We start from the raw sequence: 14,762 nt of genomic DNA on the forward strand, positions 1-14,762 counted from the left end.
GGGCCAGGGGGCCGAGGGGCGGCGGGCCGGCGGGGCCGGGCGGGCCGGCACCCCGCGCAGCCCCCACCCCCGCCCATGCCATAACCCCGCCAGCACACCACCACACCCTCACCAGACAAACACCACACAACCGATTGCGCCCACACCACAACGCGTGTATGGTTTGACTCAGCAGGAGGCACCAGGCCACCCGCACCCCTCTAGGAGGACACGATGGATGCTCTGACCGCCCGCACCCCGCTCGATCTGACCGACTACGCCGCCGCCGCCCTGCCGTCCACCCCCGCGGATTCCGTGGTGGCCATCGGCCTGAAGGGCTCGCGGCTGGGGCCGGTGATGCGCCTTGACGATGTCGCCGCCCCCGCCACCATGGCCGGAGTGATCGCCGCCAGCATGCGCCCCGCCAACTGCACGCGCGTCTTCCTGATCGGCTACGGCCCGGAGGACCGCGCCCTGCGCTGGCTCGAGCTGGAGTCCATCCTGACCGGCCACGGTCTGAGCGTGGAGGGGCTGATCCACGTGGACGGGCGCATGTGCACCAACCTGGGCACGGGCGAGGCCGTGGCCTACGCCCCGGGCACCTCCACGCTGGGCCTGCACCTGGCCCTGCTCGACGGTGCGCGGGCCGAGTACCCCACCGCCACCCCGAGCGAGTCGGACGCCCTGACGGAGGCCGTGGCGGCTCACGCGGCCACGCTGACGGACATGCACGCGGACGCTCCGGCGCTGATCGAGGGCATCAACCGCCTGCTGAAGGATCAGAACGACGCCGGGGCCGCCGCCGTCGTGCTGGCCACCCTGAACCACCGTGACCCGGAGTACCTGATCGCGGCGCTGGTGGCCTGCACGGCCCCGAACCGGCTGGAGGCGGTGGACTTCACCCGGGGCGAGTTCCCGCACGGTCTGCGCTGGAAGGCGAGCGTGGAGGCCGAGACGGTGCTCAACGCCGCCGTGGCCCTCGGCCCGGGCCACGCCTGCGCCGGGGCGCTGGCGGTGCTGGCCTACGTGGCCTGGATCCGAGGCGCAGGAGCGGTGGCCGATGACCGCCTGAACCTCGCCGAGCGATGCGCCCCGCACCACCCGCACGTGCGCGCCGTGCGCCGGATGACGCGGGCCACGCCCGTGGCCGTCGTGGCCACCGACCCGGCGTGGGCCTGGGGCAAGCACACGCGGGCCGCCGAGGGCCGCTGAGCGTGACCGGGGGGCCAGCGCGTAACGCTGGCCCCCCGGCGTCCGTGGAGACGGTGCCCCGACGGTGCACGCCCGCCAGCGTAGCCCGCCCACGCGTGGGCGGGCGCTGCCCAAATCGCTGTTGACCGCTCGGCCGCGCGCGTGTATGGTTATACACGTAGCGGGGGGCATGAGGCTCCCGGCACCCCGAGCGGCCAGGAGGCCCGACATGGACACCGACCAGACCACCATCTGCACCTCCCAGAACGTGCACATCGGCCAGGAGGTGGTCATCTACCACCGCACCTACCTGGGCAACTGCTCCAGCTCCAACGACGGCGTCGTGACCGCCGTCGAGCCCGAGCACCGCATCTACACCGTCAGCTACCAGGACATGCGCGGCTGCGAGGCCTACACCATCTCCGACCAGTGGTACGGGGACGGCTGGGCCTACTGCGTCCCCGCCGCCGAGGTGTACGGCGGCTGAGCACGACGGGGGCGGCGCGCACGCGCCGCCCCCGTTGTCGCCCCTGGCCGCGAGCGCGGGCGGGTCCCGCGCCCGCTGCCGCGTGGGGACGTGTCGTGGAGATGAGCTGCCGGCTGCATCGAGCTGCTGCCGGCTCCCGGGGACCGCGACACGTCCCCGCCCTTCCTGTGACACGACCGATGGCGCGCCGGCCCGCGCTCGCGGATGGTGTTGTGCACGTGCCGGGGTATGTGTATGGTTGGACACGTCGCGGGGGGCATGAGGCCCCCGGCACCCCTTCCAAGGAGGCTCCCATGTCCAAGCACATCTATTCCGCCGGCTCCCTGCGCGCAGCCCTGCGCGCCGGCTCCCTCGCCGCCCGCGTCTCCCCCAACCGCGGACCCGTCCACCTGGAGGTGCTCCAGGAGAACGCCCTGCGCGTGATCAGCACCCACGAGGACGCCTACTCATGCGCCTACGCCGACTCCGACCGCCCGGCCCCCGCCGCGCTCGCAGGCCTGCCGCCGGTGGTGCTGTGCGCCCTGGACGTCTCCCAGCTGATGCGCCACCTGGACGCGCTCCCCCTGCCCGAGACCCCCGTCAACGTCACCGCCACCGCCGACCGCGTCCACGTCGACGTCGTCGGCGGCCGCGAGCGCTGCACGTTCGCCAACCTCGCCACCCCCGGCGTGCCCACTCCCGCCATCCCCCAGGCCCCCGGCCCCGACGTCGAGCTGCCCGCCCTGCCCGCGACCCTGGGCCTGCCCGGGCTGCTGACGGACGTGCTGAGCGGCGGCGGCCGCCTCCACGGCACCCGCTACCTGAGCCAGCGGATCCACGGCGTGCCCGGCGCACTGGACCTGATCGGCTGGAGCATCGACACCTGGGCACACGGACGCGCCTACGTCGCCCCGATGGACGGCTACGCTCCGGCCGCCCGCGAGGCCGCCGCCCTGGCCGACCGCGACAGCCTGGCCGCCCTGCCCGCCGCCTGACCGGCAGGCCGCGAGCGCGGGAGACCCCGCGCTCGCAGCATCCCGGGGACGTGTCGTGGAGATGAGCTGCCGGCTGCATCGAGCTGCTGCCGGCAGCCGAGGATCGCGGCACGTCCCGCCCTTCCCTCGACACCACCACGGGCGCGCCGGCCCGCGCTCGCGGATGATGTTGTGCGCGCGCCGTGGTATGTGTATGGTTGGACACGTCGCAGGGGGCATGAGGCCCCCGGCACCCCTTCCAAGGAGGCTCCCGTGAGCATCGTCAACAACCCCACCTCCACGATCCGATCCCTGCGCCAGGCCCTCCACGCGGCCCTGGCCCCGCTTGGCTGGGCCAGCGACCACGCCCGCACGCACGGGCGCATCTGGTTCGAGCTGACCGAGGCCGGCTACCGCCTCACCGCCTGTCGGCCCCGGGAGTGGGCGCGCACCTACGCCCCCTGCGAGCCGGTCACCCACGGACAGGGCATGGCCCCGGTGGCCCTGTCCTTCCCGGACGCCCTGAACCTCAGCTACGAGCTGGACAGCCTGCCCGGGACCTACCCGGCACACCTGGCCACGCGTGCCCGCTGCCTGTTCCTGAAGGTGCACGACCCGGACCGCCCCGGCCACGCCTACCGCCATCGCGTCTACCGCACCGCCAACCCCGAGGGGGCCAGCGCCCCCTCGGGCCCGTTCCCCCTGCCGCAGGCGGACCAGCTGATCCCCTCCCCTGTCCCCACGCACGCGGGCACCCTCTCGTGCCTGCTGGGCGCAAGCGCCCACCTGGCCTCCAGCCCCCGCCTCTACGCCGTCCCCGGTCAGCCGACCCTGACGGACTGGAGCATCGGCGACTGGGCCCACGGGCGGCTCTATACGCCCCCGCGCCACCGCACCCGCCCGCGCGACCTGGCCGACGAGCACGCCGGGCTCGCCGCCCGGCACGAGGCCTCCGCCCTCTTCCTGCCCTGATCCCCACCGGACCCCCGGCCCGGGCGTGCGCCCCGCGCTCGCGGTCGGGCTGGGGGCGGGGCGGGGACGTGTCGCGGAGATGAGCTGCCGGCTGCATCGAGCTGCCGGCGGCTGCCGTGGACCGCGACACGTCCCCGCCCTGACCGCGTCCCGGGCCCCCTGCCCCCCACCGCCCGCGTCGGGAGGGAGGACCCGTTCTCCCCCGAGCGGATCGACTCCGCTCTGGCGAGCCTGCCCGACGTCGACGGCGTCCCGGCCCTGAGCGTGCTGTGGCACGCCGGCCAGCAGGGCACCGCCGAGGACGTCGCCCATGCTCTGCTGGAGCGGCGCGCGGCCCTAGAGACCGAGCGGGCCCAGCAGTCCGCGGCCGCCCGCGCGGCCCGCGAGCAGGGGCAGCAGACGGCTCGCGCGCAGGCTCTCCACGACGCCCGCGACGCCGCCACCCGCTCCCACTGACCGCACACGCGCCGCGCTCGCGGATAGTGTTGTGCGCCTGCCGTTCTCCGTGTATGGTTGGACACGTCGCAGGGGGCACGAGGCCCCCCGCACCCCGAGGCCAAGGAGGCCCCCTGATGTCCCAGCTGCTCTACCGCCCCGCCACCCTCGCCCGCGCGCTCTACGCCGGCTCCCAGGCCGCCCGCGCGGCCGCCACGGACACGGACCCCGACGCCGGCGGCGTGGGCCTGGCCCTCCAGCCCGACGGCTCCCTGCGGATCTACTCCGCGGCAGGGGAGAGCTTCTCCCGCGCCTACGCGGACCCGGCCCCGGGCACAGACACCGGCGACGAGGCCCTGCTCGCAGTGCTCTCGCTCCACGGCACCCAGACCCTGCTGGCCCGCCTGGCCGAACTCGACGACACCTACGAGACCGTGGAGCTGCGCGCCGACGCCGTCGGCATCTACCTGGTGCGCGACCTCTGGGTGATCTTCGCCTCCGCCAGCGACAAGGCCGACACGCTCTCCCCGGTGGACACGCTCGCCGTTCGTCCGCGCGACATGGCCGGTCCGGTGCCCCCGAGCACCCCGGACGGCGCCGTCCCCGACCCCCTGTGGGGGCTCCACGCCGGCCTGTGCCTGGACCTGCTCACGGGCGGGCCGGCCATGGGCCCCGAGGACAGCCTCGACGCCTGGGCCGTCCGCGAGCGCGACGATCTGCTGGCCTGGCACCTGGGCGACTGGGCGCTGGGCCGCACGCACGCCCGCCAGATGAGCCCGCGCGGCTGACCGGCACCCGTCCCCGCCGGCCTCGCGCCGGCGGGGACGGGGGACGTGTCGCGGAGACGAGCTGCCGGCTGCATCGAGCTGCTGCTGGCTGCCGGAGACCGCGACACGTCCCCGCCCGCTCCGCGCCACCACCAGGGGCGCGCCGATCCGCGCTCGCGGATGATGTTGTGCAGCCGCCGTTGTATGTGTATGGTTGGACACGTCGCAGGGGGCATGAGGCCCCCGGCATCCCTTCCTAGGAGGAGCCCCATGGGCATCATCACCACCGCCGACCACCTGTACCGGGCCCTGGACCTGGCCGCCTGGCCCACCCGCCTGCCCGCCACCCACGCCCCCGGCACCCCGACTCCCGCGGTGATCCTGCGCGCCCGTCAGCAGTGCCTGGAGCTGACCGGCTCCGATGGCACCCACACCTCCCGCGCCGGCGCCCGCGCCCTCGACGTCAGCACCGGCCCCCTCGAGTCCGGGGCCATGCTGCGCGCCGACCAGGCCCACCACCTCGTCAAGACCCTGCGCGCCCTGCCCGAGCGCACCCTGCACCCGGTGGCCGTGGAGGCCGACGACGAGCTGGTCTACCTCCACCTGGCCGACTCAACCCTGCGCCTACCCAACATCGCCGCCACCGTCCGCCCGCCCGCGGTGGACCCCGCGCTGATCGACCCGGACGTGCTGATCACCTGCCGGTGCCTGGACACCCACGTCCCCGCCGGAGTCCTCGCCGAGCTGACCCGCACCGCCCACCGTCACCGCCGCCTCGGTCCCCTGCGCCTGCTCGCCGGCGGCCGCCCCGGCTACCTCGGATGGGACCTCAGCGGCTGGGCCCACGGCATGATGCGCCAGGACCCCGCCGAGGCCGTCAGCACCCACCAGCCCCCCTTCCATCTGCCCGAGTCCATCCTGAACCCCGCCCGCTGACCCCTACCCGCCCGCGAGCGTGCGCCGCCCAGGCTGGCATGCGCTCGCGGGCCGACACCCGGGGGAAGCGTCCCCGAGATTTTTCAACCTCCCCTGTTGTGTAGTCGCCGTTGCATGTGTATGGTTGGACACGTCGCAGGGGGCACGAGGCCCCCGGCACCCTCAACCTAGGAGGTTCCCATGCAGGATCTGCCCCAGTCCCCGGAGTTCAAGGACGGCTACCAGGCCGGCTTCTCCAGCGGCTACGAGTCCGCCAAGCGGTTCTACGTGCGCCGCGGCGACCACGCCTACACGGCGGCCCAGCAGTGGCAGGCTCTGCGCGAGGAGCCGCGCGGCCGCCGCGCCGTGGAGGTCCTCACCCTGCTGCACCCCGAGCTGGTCGCGGCCCTGGACAAGGTCGCCCACCACGAGCTCGGTACCGCCCTGGGCTGACCCCCCCACCCACCCGCGAGCGCGGGGCCCACCCTGGCCCCGCGCTCGCGGCACGCCGGGGACGTGTCGCGGAGATGCGGGGCCGGCTGCATCCGTGGCACAGCCGGCGGCCGGTGCGATGCAGGGTGTTGCACATCCGCCCGCGCATGTGTATGGTTAGACACATCAGCAGGGATCACCCGGATCCCCGCACCCCATAGAAGGGACAGCCATCATGGCCAACGCAATCCTGATCACCCCCACCGGCGACGTCACCGAGGAGCAGGTCAACGGCCTGGAGGACTTCCAGCAGCACGTCGGCGGCTACGTGGAGGCCCTGTCCTCCGACGATGGCGACCACACCATCTGGCTCAATGAGGAGGGCAAGATCGCCGGCCTGCCGGTCAACTCCAAGGGTCACCGGATCGTCCACGAGCTGACCATCCTCGCCCCGGACGACGTCATCGTCGGCCCGGTGCTGATCACCGGCGACCTGGCCGACGACGGGGAGACCTACCTGCCCCCCACCAAGGCTCTGCGCGAGCGGCTCGGCCTCGACGACTGAGCCCCACGGGCGGGCGGGCCCCGCGACCCGCCCGCCCCGGCCGCGCCGGGGCCACCCACGAATCCCACACCCCTGTTCCGCCGTCCCTCTTGCGCGTGTATGGTTATACACATCAGCAGGGGTCGTCCGGACCCCCGCACCCCGCAGAAGGGACCGCCACCATGGCCACCACCCCCACCGAGCAGACCACCGCCGACCTCACCCTGACCCCCTACGTCGTGCTGGGCGAGCTCACCGACCCCGGGCACTGCCAGGCCTGAGACACCCACCGCCCCCGGCCCCACGGGCCGGGGGCGGCTCTGCCGGGACGTGTCGCCGAGATCAGCTGCCGGCTCACCTCAACCCGTGCTGGCGGCGCCACGCCTGATCCAGCACCACCCGCTTCGCCGTCACCATCTCCGGCGCGCCCTTCTGAGGCAGGATCCCGGCCCAGGTCACCTGGAGCACCCAGTAGGCGACCTCCCTCTCCCCGATCCCCGGGACATGCCGCAACCGGCGCTCCCACTCCCGGAACCCCGCCAGGGTCCGCCGCGGGCCATCATGCGCACTCGCGCACCATCCCGGATCCGGCGCCGCGGAGACCTTCATGTCCACCAGGATGATCCGGCCTGCCTTGGTGTGGATCAGCAGGTCCGGGCGCACCACCCCCGTGCCGGTCCTGCCACCGCCGCCGGCCATGGGCCGAGAGAGGTCCATCAGGGGCACCTCCGACCACACCCACGACGGCGGATCCTCCAGCTCCCCCAGAACCCAATCCAGCTCGGCCGCGGCCGCGCTCGCGGCCGGCGCCAGACGGTGGCGCACCCACTTCTGGTCCGAGTCGGAGAGCGAGCGGTAGTCGTCCAGGGGGCCGGACCACCACGCTCCGCCCTGGTCCAGGATCCATTCGGGCGCGCGGGCATCCTCACCCAGGGCTGCCTTCACCCAGCTGGAGGCCACCTCCGTGGCCTCGGGGATGGACTAGCCGCCGCGCAGCCGCGGGCATCCGCCGTCGTCGATCTTCATCGCCATGGGCTTGGCATAGGGGGCCGTGACCGCGCGGCTGGCCATGGTGCCCAGCACGTTCTCCTTCGAGCTCATCGTCATCTCCTTCGCTCCTGCCGGGCATCTCCCGGCGCGGAGGAAAGTAGCACCGACTGCACACCGAACGAGGGCCCCTCCAGGGGACGTGTCGCGGAGATGGAATCGTGCTGACGATAGGGTTGCATTCCCCGCCGAGTATGTGTATGGTTTGACACGTAGCAGGGAGCAACCGGCACCCCGCACCCCCGACGAAAGGGACTCCGATGACCAAGGCCACGATGATCCACCCCGACGGCACCACCGCCGACGTCAAGCTCCACACCATCCCCGGCGACGTCGACCGCCTGCTGGGCGCCACCGCTGAGGTCTACAACCCCGGCGACTACGACGGCATGGACGGCGACTGGTCGCTCTGGGCCGACGCCCGCCACAGTTCCTCCCGCCCGTTCAACTCCACGGCCACCGAGATGATCCACGACGCCGGCTTCGACGCCCGCGAGATCATCACCGGCCCCGTCCTGGTGATCCGCTGATCCTCCCCCGCCCTCCCGCCACACCGGCGGGAGGGCGGGCAGGATGACCATCACGACCTCCACGCCCCCAGGAGACCCCATGCCCCTGAACGCCCGCTCCCGCATCCTGATCACCCCCCACGGCTCCGACGAGTCCTTCGAGGGCACCGTCGGCGGCCTGATCCGCCACGTCCGCCACGCCGACCCGTCCGCGATCACCGCGCTGGAGCAGTCCCTGCACCGCGCCTGCCGCCTCCCCGACACCGGCGACGTCCGCGAGGCGAGCCTGGAGCACAACCTCGCGGTCCTCACCGCGGCCGACCTCGAGCGCTTGGAGCCCGGGGCCACCATCACCATCCTGGACGCCTGATCCGCCCCGCACCGAAGGAGACCCCCTGATGCGCACCCGCCCCCTGATCCTGCTCCCCCTGGCCCTGGCCGGCCTCGCCCTCCAGGGGTGCACCGCCACACCTGCTCCTGCCCCGTCGACGAGCGCGAGCGCGGCCCCCACGGCAGCCGCGAGCAGCACCACGGCACCCACTGCGGCCGCCAGCTCGGCCACCCCCACGACACGTCCCTCCAGCTCGGCCCCCGCCAAGCCCGTGGACGTGCAGATCCGCATCCAGTGGATCCCCCGCGACGGCACCACCACCACGGCAGCCCGCGGCGGCGTGAACCTCTTCGTGGGCGGCACCGGCGCGGACACCCACACCAAAGAGACCATCCCCGCCGAGCCCGCCGGCACCACCCCCCTGACCCTGCGCACCCAGGCCAAGCCCGGTGAAAAGATCCAGGTGATCGCCAACGTCCCGCAGCTGCCCGCCGCCGGCGACCTGCACTGCGAGATCATCGCCGACGGCACCACCGCCCCCCTGGACGCCCAGACCGGCGACCCCAAGGGCATGCCCATGGTTCAGTGCGAGGCCACCGTCCCCGAGCCCTCCAGCTGAGCATCCCGCGGACACCGCGACACGTCCCCGCAGCGCCTCCACGACACCCGCAGCTGTCACGAGCACTGGCTGGCGTCTAGGGCGTGTCTGAGAATAGATGCACGAGTCAGCTGAGACCCTGGGGACATGTCCCGGTTCCAGATGCTCTCCGACGCCCAATGGGAGTTGATCGCCCCGATGCTCCCGACCCGGACCGGCCGCGCCGGCAGGCCGTTCGCCGACGCCCGCACCATGGTGGAGGCGATCATCTACCGATACAGGTGCGGAATCGCTTGGAGGGATCTGCCCGAGGTCTACGGGCCCTGGCAGACCGTGTGGACCTGGCATCGGCGCTTGGCCGAAAAAGGCACCTGGGACACGGTGCTGGCCACGCTGACCGCCGCCGCGGACGCCGAAGGCCTGATCGATTGGTCGGTCTCGGTGGACTCCACGATCGCCCGCGCCCACCAGCACGCGACGAACATCACCCGCCACACAGGGGGATGGATCGAACTACAAGAATCCGCATGAGGAACCGGCCGATCACGGCATCGGGCGCTCCCGTGGCGGGCTGAGCACGAAGATCCATCAGCTCGTCGACGGGACCGGGCTGCCGCTGGTCAGCCTGATCACCCCCGGCCAGGCAGGGGACTCCCCGATGCTGCTTCCTCTTCTGGAGCAGCTGCGCGTGACCCGGCCAGTAGGGCGGCCCCGGACCCGCCCCGAGGCCGTGCTGGGCGACAAGGCGTACTCCTCCCGGGCGATCCGCACCCACCTACGTGCCCGCGGCATCAAAGCGGTCATCCCCGAGCCGGCAGATCAGCGAGGCCACCGCAGACGGCGCGGTGCCCGCGGCGGGCGCCCCGTCGGCCTCGACGCGGACGCCTACAAGGGCCGCAACGTGATCGAGCGCCAGTACGCGCACCTGAAGCAATGGCGGGGCCTGGCGACCCGGTACGACAAGTACGCGATCATCTACAGGGCCGCCGTGGTCCTGAATGCTGTGATCGCATGGTCAAAACGATTGTCAGACATGCCCTAGCTTCTGCGAGCGACGATGAGGCCGTCCCATCCCTTGACGCCCACCGTCTGCAGGGCGGTTGCCGTCAGCTCTGGGTTTGCGGCGATGGCGTCGACGACGGCTCGCACGCCTTGCACGGATCCATCCTGGGAGGTTTCGTCGGCCACTTCGCCGTTGCGGACCACGTTGTCGATGATGATCAGCGCGCCGGGCCGGGTCAACTGGAGTGCGGCTTGTAGGTAGGTGGGGTTGTTAGGTTTGTCGGCGTCGATGAAGACCAGGTCGAACGGATCCACGTTCCCGGTGATGAGCTGTTGTGCTGAGTCGACTGCCGGACCTTGCATGACGGTGATCCGGTCGTCCACCTGGGCTCGGGTGAAGTTTGCTCGGGCGACGCTGACGTTCTGGGGTTCCAGTTCCAGCGTGACAACTTGTCCGCCGACTCCGACGGCGCGCGCGAACCAGACGGTGGAGTAGCCGGCCAGCGTGCCGAACTCGAGGACGCGCTTGGCGGCAGTGAGATGGGTGAGCAGTGCGAGGAATGCGCCTTGGTTCGGCGCCACCTCGGCGTTGGCCATGGTGGTGTGTTGTCCCGACTCGCGGGCAGCGACGAGGGCATCGTCCTCGTGGACCAACGCATGGGTGAAGTAGTCATCCACGGTGTGCCATTCAGGGGCCGCTGGGTAGCGGTTCGCAGGTGTCGCGTCGGTGGCAGGCTTGTCGCTCACGGTGTCAGCATACTCAGCGCGGACTCCGCCGCTTGCGGTCAGCGGAGGTGATGTAAAGCACGATATTCGGCAGTCCCACGATTGTCAGACACGCCCTAGGTGTACTGACCGGGGACGTTGATTGACCGGCCCTGCGCCAGCCAGCCATGTCCTCATGCAGGAGGATGCGAAGAACCCCGGGCCCTCCGTGCCAGGTATGTGCCTGTCAGTGTTGGCGTCATGGGCGTAGCGCCGCTGGCGGGGCCGGTTCCAGGCGTCGCCGGATGGCGGCGAAGGCGTCGCCTAGTTGAATTAACCGGAGACGTTGATTGGGTGCTCAGCTGCGGTCGATGCCGGCATTGGTGGCGGTGGGCAGGGTGTCATCGTCGAGGTGTCGCATCTTCCGGACAGGGGACAGGGCCACCGGAAGGGTGGAGGCGGCCATGGCGGCCGTGCCGAGTACGGCGGCGGGCCATCCACCGATGGTTGAGATGAGCCAGCCGCCCAGCAGGGCGCCGATGGAGAGGGCTCCCCAGGAGAGCATCCGGTAGCTGGCGTTGACCCGGCCGCGCAGATCCTCGGGAACCGTGAGCTGGCGGACGGTGACGGCCTGCGAGTTCGCGATCCCGGTGCCGAGCCCAGAGGCGAAGAAGGCCGCGGCGAGGACGACCATCGATCCCAGCGAGGCGTCGGAGCTGAACAGCACGCCGATCACAGGCGCCGTGTTGCCCACGAGCATGGCGGTGATGAGAGACCGCCCGTAGCCGAAACGGTCAGTTAGCCGCGCGCTGATGCTCGCCCCGAGGAAGGCGCCGAGGCCACCGGCCATGAAGATCATCCCGAGCACGAGGGGGCCGTCCTGCCTGGCGTCCACGACCAGCACGGTGAGGGCGAGCATGAAGACCTCACTGCCCAGGTTCCAGATCGTCGCCTCCGCGGCAAGAGCCCGCACGACACGGTGGCGCACAAGGGCCATGAACCCCTCCCGGACCTGCTGGCGGACCGGGGCGTCCGCGGCCGCGGCAGGCGGCTCTTGGGCTTGAATGCCCCGCAGAAGGAGAACGGAGAGCAGTCGTCCTACTCCGTTGACCGCGACGGCGAACGGTGCTGTGAGCCACTGGACGAGCGCCCCGCCGACTCCGGAGCCTCCGATCCCGATCGCTGAATAGGTGGCTGTCATCCTCGCGTTCGCATCCGGAAGGGCGTCCCGGCTGACGACGTGTGGGGTGAAGGAGAAGTCCGCAAGCATGTGCAGGACGGACATCGTCCCGAGCAGTGCGGCCGCGGCCACCAGGGTCGGCACGGTGAGCCATCCGGCCAGTGCGGCGCCGGCGATGCCCAGCAGCGTGATCCCGCTGACCGTCTCCGCCGTGATCATCAGGGGCCGTCGCCTCCACCGGTCCACCAGCACGCCCAGCCACAGGGTCAGTAGCAGGTATGGCAGGAAGGTCGCGGCTCGCACCCAGGAGAGTTCCTCGGCCGAGGCTCCCAACCACACCAGGGCGAGGACCGGCAGGGCGAGCTCGCCGATCTCTCCGCCCAGGGCCGAGGCAGTGGCGGCTCCCCAGAGTCGACGGAAGTCCCGACTTCGCCATGCGCTAACTGCCGTCATGCAATAGATAGTTACAGGCGGACGGCTTCTAGACAACCGCCTTGAGCGGATCGGTGGTTAGATCTGCCCATGGGATCTTTGAGTGAGCCGTACGCGCCAGGCGAGTTGGAGCTGGTGCGGACGTTCGTCAACACGCTGGACATCGAGAAGGGCACAGATGTCCTGGACTGTGCAGAGCAGTGGGGTCAGTGGTGCGCAGAACGCGCGCTCCCGACCGAGTCGAGTGCGATCGACCGAGAGGTTCTGGGTCAGCTTCGCGAGGCACTTCGTGAGGGCCTGCTGGCCCATCACTCCCGGAGTTCGATCCCGCCGGCCGCTCGCGAAGTGCTCGATCAGACGTTGACGTGGAGCCAGGCCGAAGCCATCTTCACTGAGGAAGGTCTACGTCTGATCCCGCCACGAGAGGGTGCCCGGCACGTCGCCGGGAGGATCCTCTCGCTCGTCGTCATCGCCATGGCGGACGGGACATGGTCCCGTCTCAAGGCCTGCCGGGACGATGAGTGCAAGTGGGCCTTCTACGACCATTCACGGTCTCGCACCGGCCAGTGGTGCTCCATGGCGATCTGCGGAAACCGGAACAAACAGGCCCGGCTGAGAAAGCGACGAGCACAGTGAACCGGTGATTCTCGCCCGTGTCAGGGTCAGCACGGTGCCACCGCATTCGAGGTTGGTGGCGAGGAGCGGGGAAGATTTCACACGGATCGCGGTGAACTCGTCGCAGAGTGGGCGAGAGCCGGTCATCACGAGAACCGGGCATCCGAGCAGCTGCCCCTGCGCTCGACGAAGACGTTCATCCCCGTGCGGGACTGGTTCACGTGGACGTGAAGAAGGTCGGGAACATCCCTGACGGTGGCGGTTGGCGGTACGTCGGCCGCCGCCAAGGCGAGAAGAACCGCGCCGCCACGCCAGGCAAGCCGCGCAACCAGTACGGCGGCCCGAAACTCGGGTACGCGTTCGTCCACACCGTCATCGACGACCACTCCCGCGTCGCATACACCGAGGTCCACGACGACGAGACCGCCATCACTGCCGTCGCCGTCCTTCGCCGGGCGGTGCAGTGGTTCGCCGGCCATGGCGTCACCATCGAGCGGGTGCTGTCGGACAACGGTGGGGCGTACCGCTCGCACCTGTGGCGCGATACCTGCCATGGCCTGTCGATCACGCCGAAACGGACCCGCCCGTACCGCCCGCAGACCAATGGGAAGGTGGAGCGCTTCCACCGGACGATGGCCGACGGGTGGGCCTACGCCCGCTGCTACACCAGCGAGCAAGAACGCCGCGACGCGCTCGAGCCGTGGCTGGGGCACTACAACGAAGTGCGACCGCATACCGCGTGCGGTAACCAGCCGCCACTCACCAAACTCAGAGCGGCTGGCTACTCTTCGGCGGCTTCGACGCCCACGCCGGGCGGCTCCTGGGTGAAGAACTCGGGGTCCGAGTAGGGAAGGATCGTCCAGTGGAGATCCTCCGCCGAGTCGATCCGGCTAGGAACGGAGGCGTCTTGTTGGCGGGTGTGGTCCTGGATCAGATGCATCTGAACTACCTTGGCCGCTCGACGAATCTGCTCCACGATCCCCCCGGCGGGTATGTCCAGCGGCGAGGAGATCCGGTCGGCTGCACGGTCGACATAGAAGCCAGCCTGCTTGTCGAGGTTCCGCTGCCGCGCCAACCCATGGAACGTCTCCAAGTCCGGCAACTGGTAGTACTCGATCCGACGGTCTGGGTCCCAGAAGCCACCCAGACCTGACGCAAACTGCTCCGCCACCTGCAGCTTTTCTGCATGTGGTGCGCGGGTGGTGCGTAGGCCGTCCGGAACCCGAACCAGGCCAGGTTCGTGAGGCTGCACCCCGTAGAGGCCCAAAGGTGCACTCCACTCCCACTCGGCGGCCTCGTAAAGCCAGCGTGCCTTCGCCACTTCCTCCATCGCGAGCACCAGGAGCGCCTGAGCCCGGCCGGCACTGCCCCGGTCCGCCAGGGCGTGGGCATCCTCCACAAGCGCCACCGCGTTCGCCATCAGGGACTTCCACCATCGGCGCGCGAAGTCTGCGCTGACCTCTTCAACCTGCGGCTCGCCCATGCAGCGAGTATCTCGCGTCACCGGCCGATCCTCGATCAACGTCTCCGGTCAGTACATCTAGGGCGTGTTGCTAAAGTAGGGTAGTCAGCCAGTGCAGTGTCGCTGCGAGGCTGAGCCCGGCGTGATAGTTCCGGGCGTACTTGTCCGAACGCATCGCGATCCCTCGCCACTGTTTGAGCCGGTTG

The 14,762-nt window shown here is 70.9% G+C and carries 18 protein-coding genes and 2 pseudogenes; 15 read left to right on the top strand and 5 right to left on the bottom strand.

Features of this window, described 5'->3' with window-relative positions; all coding sequences use genetic code 11:
* The first annotated feature begins 213 nt into the window (after nucleotides 1-213).
* From MF605_RS11355 to MF605_RS11395, 9 genes are all read left to right on the top strand, one after another.
* Nucleotides 214-1,191, top strand: coding sequence for a DUF4192 family protein (locus MF605_RS11355; RefSeq protein ID WP_134416692.1), 978 nt, complete (start codon nucleotides 214-216; stop codon nucleotides 1,189-1,191).
* Between the two features lie 208 nt (nucleotides 1,192-1,399).
* Nucleotides 1,400-1,657, top strand: coding sequence for a hypothetical protein (locus MF605_RS11360; protein ID WP_049160905.1), 258 nt, complete (start codon nucleotides 1,400-1,402; stop codon nucleotides 1,655-1,657).
* Nucleotides 1,658-1,950: 293 nt separating this feature from the next.
* A complete protein-coding gene (locus MF605_RS11365) occupies nucleotides 1,951-2,631 on the top strand; it encodes a hypothetical protein (RefSeq protein WP_134416694.1) in 681 nt (226 codons plus the stop codon).
* A 252-nt stretch (nucleotides 2,632-2,883) separates the two neighbouring features.
* On the top strand, nucleotides 2,884-3,582 hold the full coding sequence (locus tag MF605_RS11370) for a hypothetical protein (protein WP_134416696.1): 699 nt from the start codon (nucleotides 2,884-2,886) through the stop codon (nucleotides 3,580-3,582).
* Nucleotides 3,583-3,846: 264 nt separating this feature from the next.
* The gene (locus tag MF605_RS11375; protein ID WP_049161172.1) at nucleotides 3,847-4,038 is read left to right on the top strand and encodes a hypothetical protein; all 192 of its coding nucleotides are present in this window, start codon (nucleotides 3,847-3,849) and stop codon (nucleotides 4,036-4,038) included.
* 116 nt (nucleotides 4,039-4,154) lie between these two features.
* Nucleotides 4,155-4,805 carry a hypothetical protein gene (locus MF605_RS11380; protein WP_134416698.1) on the top strand — a complete coding sequence of 217 codons (651 nt, stop codon included), beginning with the start codon at nucleotides 4,155-4,157 and terminating at the stop codon, nucleotides 4,803-4,805.
* A 249-nt stretch (nucleotides 4,806-5,054) separates the two neighbouring features.
* Nucleotides 5,055-5,720 carry a hypothetical protein gene (locus MF605_RS11385; protein WP_134416700.1) on the top strand — a complete coding sequence of 222 codons (666 nt, stop codon included), beginning with the start codon at nucleotides 5,055-5,057 and terminating at the stop codon, nucleotides 5,718-5,720.
* 180 nt (nucleotides 5,721-5,900) lie between these two features.
* Complete coding sequence (locus MF605_RS11390; protein ID WP_123244360.1) at nucleotides 5,901-6,152, top strand: hypothetical protein; 252 nt, start codon at nucleotides 5,901-5,903, stop codon at nucleotides 6,150-6,152.
* 214 nt (nucleotides 6,153-6,366) lie between these two features.
* On the top strand, nucleotides 6,367-6,696 hold the full coding sequence (locus MF605_RS11395) for a DUF3846 domain-containing protein (RefSeq protein WP_031943816.1): 330 nt from the start codon (nucleotides 6,367-6,369) through the stop codon (nucleotides 6,694-6,696).
* 333 nt (nucleotides 6,697-7,029) lie between these two features.
* Here the strand turns inward: MF605_RS11395 and MF605_RS11400 are convergent, their stop codons facing one another.
* Nucleotides 7,030-7,635 carry a hypothetical protein gene (locus MF605_RS11400; RefSeq protein ID WP_134416702.1) on the bottom strand — a complete coding sequence of 202 codons (606 nt, stop codon included), beginning with the start codon at nucleotides 7,633-7,635 and terminating at the stop codon, nucleotides 7,030-7,032.
* Nucleotides 7,636-7,982: 347 nt separating this feature from the next.
* Here MF605_RS11400 and MF605_RS11405 point away from each other — a divergent pair, with 347 nt between their 5' ends.
* The 4 genes from MF605_RS11405 (at nucleotide 7,983) to MF605_RS11420 (ending at nucleotide 10,202) form a co-directional block, all read left to right on the top strand.
* Nucleotides 7,983-8,252, top strand: coding sequence for a hypothetical protein (locus MF605_RS11405; RefSeq protein WP_049158615.1), 270 nt, complete (start codon nucleotides 7,983-7,985; stop codon nucleotides 8,250-8,252).
* Nucleotides 8,253-8,331: 79 nt separating this feature from the next.
* Complete coding sequence (locus MF605_RS11410) at nucleotides 8,332-8,601, top strand: hypothetical protein (RefSeq protein WP_031943818.1); 270 nt, start codon at nucleotides 8,332-8,334, stop codon at nucleotides 8,599-8,601.
* 28 nt (nucleotides 8,602-8,629) lie between these two features.
* On the top strand, nucleotides 8,630-9,181 hold the full coding sequence (locus MF605_RS11415) for a lipase chaperone (protein ID WP_049159090.1): 552 nt from the start codon (nucleotides 8,630-8,632) through the stop codon (nucleotides 9,179-9,181).
* A 126-nt stretch (nucleotides 9,182-9,307) separates the two neighbouring features.
* Nucleotides 9,308-10,202, top strand: a protein-coding gene (locus tag MF605_RS11420) for an IS5 family transposase (RefSeq protein ID WP_134416704.1) whose coding sequence is annotated in 2 segments (ribosomal slippage) — nucleotides 9,308-9,664 and nucleotides 9,666-10,202 — 894 coding nt in all. Because the reading frame shifts where the segments join, the coding sequence is not laid out codon by codon here.
* On the opposite strand, the gene MF605_RS11425 is transcribed toward MF605_RS11420, so the two are convergent.
* Both MF605_RS11425 and MF605_RS11430 read right to left on the bottom strand, forming a co-directional pair.
* Nucleotides 10,199-10,909 carry an O-methyltransferase gene (locus MF605_RS11425; protein WP_080695873.1) on the bottom strand — a complete coding sequence of 237 codons (711 nt, stop codon included), beginning with the start codon at nucleotides 10,907-10,909 and terminating at the stop codon, nucleotides 10,199-10,201. The genes MF605_RS11420 and MF605_RS11425 overlap by 4 nt on opposite strands.
* Nucleotides 10,910-11,225: 316 nt before the next feature.
* Nucleotides 11,226-12,500: an MFS transporter gene (locus tag MF605_RS11430; protein WP_134416706.1), complete on the bottom strand. Its 1,275-nt coding sequence runs from the start codon at nucleotides 12,498-12,500 to the stop codon at nucleotides 11,226-11,228.
* 114 nt (nucleotides 12,501-12,614) lie between these two features.
* Between MF605_RS11430 and MF605_RS11435 the strand changes: the two genes are divergently transcribed.
* The gene (locus tag MF605_RS11435) at nucleotides 12,615-13,115 is read left to right on the top strand and encodes a CGNR zinc finger domain-containing protein (RefSeq protein WP_166795262.1); all 501 of its coding nucleotides are present in this window, start codon (nucleotides 12,615-12,617) and stop codon (nucleotides 13,113-13,115) included.
* A 176-nt stretch (nucleotides 13,116-13,291) separates the two neighbouring features.
* Nucleotides 13,292-13,942, top strand: a pseudogene (locus MF605_RS11440) (integrase core domain-containing protein); the annotation flags it as partial.
* On the opposite strand, the gene MF605_RS11445 reads toward MF605_RS11440, so the two are convergent.
* Entirely contained in the window at nucleotides 13,876-14,577 is a 702-nt protein-coding gene (locus tag MF605_RS11445; RefSeq protein ID WP_134416710.1) for an AbiV family abortive infection protein, read from the bottom strand. The pseudogene MF605_RS11440 and the gene MF605_RS11445 overlap by 67 nt on opposite strands.
* Before the next feature lie 70 nt (nucleotides 14,578-14,647).
* Nucleotides 14,648-14,762, bottom strand: a pseudogene (locus tag MF605_RS12135) (IS5-like element ISMra2 family transposase); the annotation flags it as partial.

The organism is Micrococcus luteus, from assembly GCF_022664405.1.
GTDB lineage: Bacteria > Actinomycetota > Actinomycetes > Actinomycetales > Micrococcaceae > Micrococcus > Micrococcus luteus.